The sequence below is a fragment of the Pantoea sp. CTOTU49201 genome (genome assembly GCF_032054795.1).
In the GTDB taxonomy this organism is placed as follows: Bacteria; Pseudomonadota; Gammaproteobacteria; order Enterobacterales; family Enterobacteriaceae; genus Pantoea; species Pantoea symbiotica.
This window is the reverse complement of the sequence record NZ_DAMBSA010000605.1, coordinates 1-1,893: the sequence shown is the minus strand read 5'-3', so window position 1 is coordinate 1,893 and position 1,893 is coordinate 1. Positions and strand designations below refer to the sequence as shown.

At 59.0% G+C, this 1,893-nt stretch carries 2 protein-coding genes; both read left to right on the top strand.

What is annotated here, in order from left to right; translation table 11 throughout:
* On the top strand, positions 1-914 hold a 914-nt coding region (locus RTY00_RS24340; RefSeq protein ID WP_312666683.1), incomplete at its 5' end, for an MFS transporter.
* Positions 892-1,893 (top strand): enolase C-terminal domain-like protein (locus RTY00_RS24335; RefSeq protein WP_312666682.1); only part of this gene is annotated, 1,002 nt, incomplete at its 3' end. The genes RTY00_RS24340 and RTY00_RS24335, both read left to right, overlap by 23 nt.

The window sequence follows — 1,893 nt, the reverse complement described above, 5'->3', positions numbered from 1 at the left end:
GGCGAGGCCGCGCTACCGCGATGGTGTTGAGCGCGACGGCCAGCGCCTTTTTGTTCTCCGGTCCGCTCACCGGCGCCATTTTGATGATGCACGATGTTGGCGGTATCGCGGGCTGGAAATGGGTGATGTTTATGGAAGGCGGCGGATCGATTGTGATCGGTTTGCTAGCCGCCTTTGTGTTGGTATCTAAACCTGAAGGCGCGAAGTGGCTCAGCGACGCGGAGAAACAGGCACTGGCGCAGCAGTTAGCGCTGGAAGATGCCGCTCGCGAAGAGCATGCGGTGACACACGGCCGCTGGGGCTTGATCACCGATCGCAGCCTTTTGTCTTACTGCCTGATCTTCTTCACCATGACCATGACCGGCTACACGTTAGTGTTCTGGCTTCCGCAGATCATTCAGCGCATTCAGGGCTTCAACAGTTTTGAAATCGGATTGCTGACCGCCGTTCCGTGGTTATTCGCTATCGTCGCGCTGTTTCTGCTGGGCAAAGCCACCGACCGCTATCGCGATAAGCTGGATAGAGGGCTCGGCATCGCCATGCTAATCGCCGCGTGCGGCACCTTTATGGCCACGCTGGGTACGCCGTGGTTCGGTTTTGTGGCGATGATTGTGGCCTGTATCGGCTCCAAAGTCAGCGCGGCGTTCTTCTGGCCGATGCCACAAAGTGAATTACCCGCCTCGATTGCCGCACCTGGCATCGCGCTGATCAACTCGATTGGCAACCTGGGAGGCTTCTTTGCGCCTACGGTATTCGGCTACCTCGAAATGCACACCGGCAGCACCACCGGCGGACTTTACGCGCTGACCAGCGTGTCCGTGGTTACCGGACTCTATTTGCTGCTGCGTCGCAAGCCTGTTCCCCCCGCATTCGGTCACACGGAGAGAAACCATGTCAGACAGTCCAGTCATTAAATCGATGCGCATCGTGCCGGTTGCCGGTTACGACAGCATGCTATTGAACATTGGCGGCGCCCATAACTGCTACTTCACGCGCATCATCGTGATATTGACCGATTCCGCCGGGCATACCGGCGTTGGCGAAACGCCGTGTCATGCATCCACCTTGCAGCTGCTGGAACAGTTTCGTCCGCTGATTGAAGGTAGTTCGCTGCTGCGCCTCAACGCGACGCTAAGCCAGTTGTTCAGCAGCGAGGCGCGTCAGCAGCAAACTTCGCACACCAATGACATTCATATCCCGCAGATGAATCCGGAGAAGTTTTATAACGCCGCCGCCGCCATTGAAGCGGCGCTGCTGGATCTGCAAGGCAAGCTGTTCAATCTGCCGGTAGCGGATCTGCTCGCCAGCGGCAAACAGCGCGACCGCATTCCAGTGCTGGGCTATCTGTTCTACATCGCCGATCGCCAGCGCACCAATATGAACTATCGATCGGGAGAGCATGAGCAAGATGGCTGGTTCCGTCTGCGTCATGAAGCGGCGATGGACAGCGATGCCGTGGTGCGACTGGCCGAAGCGGCAGTTGAGCAATACGGCTTCCGCGACTTCAAGCTCAAAGGCGGCGTGCAGGCAGGCGAAGTGGAAGTGGCAACGGTGGAAGCGCTACTGGCGCGCTTCCCAGACGCACGCGTCACCGTCGATCCCAATGCCAGCTGGTCGCTGGATGAGGCGATTCGCTTTGGTAAGCAGCTGGCCGGGAAAGTGCCGTATCTGGAAGATCCTTGCGGCGCTGAACAGGGCTATTCCGGCAGGGAAACGCTGGCCGAATTTCGCCGCGCCACCGGCGTGCCGGTCGCGACGAACATGATCGCCAACGACTGGCGCCAGCTGCATCATGCGCTGCAGCTGAATGCCATCGATATCCCGCTCGCCGATCCGCACTTCTGGACGATGCGTAACGCCAACGTGGTGGCGCAGTTGTGCAACGAATGGGGG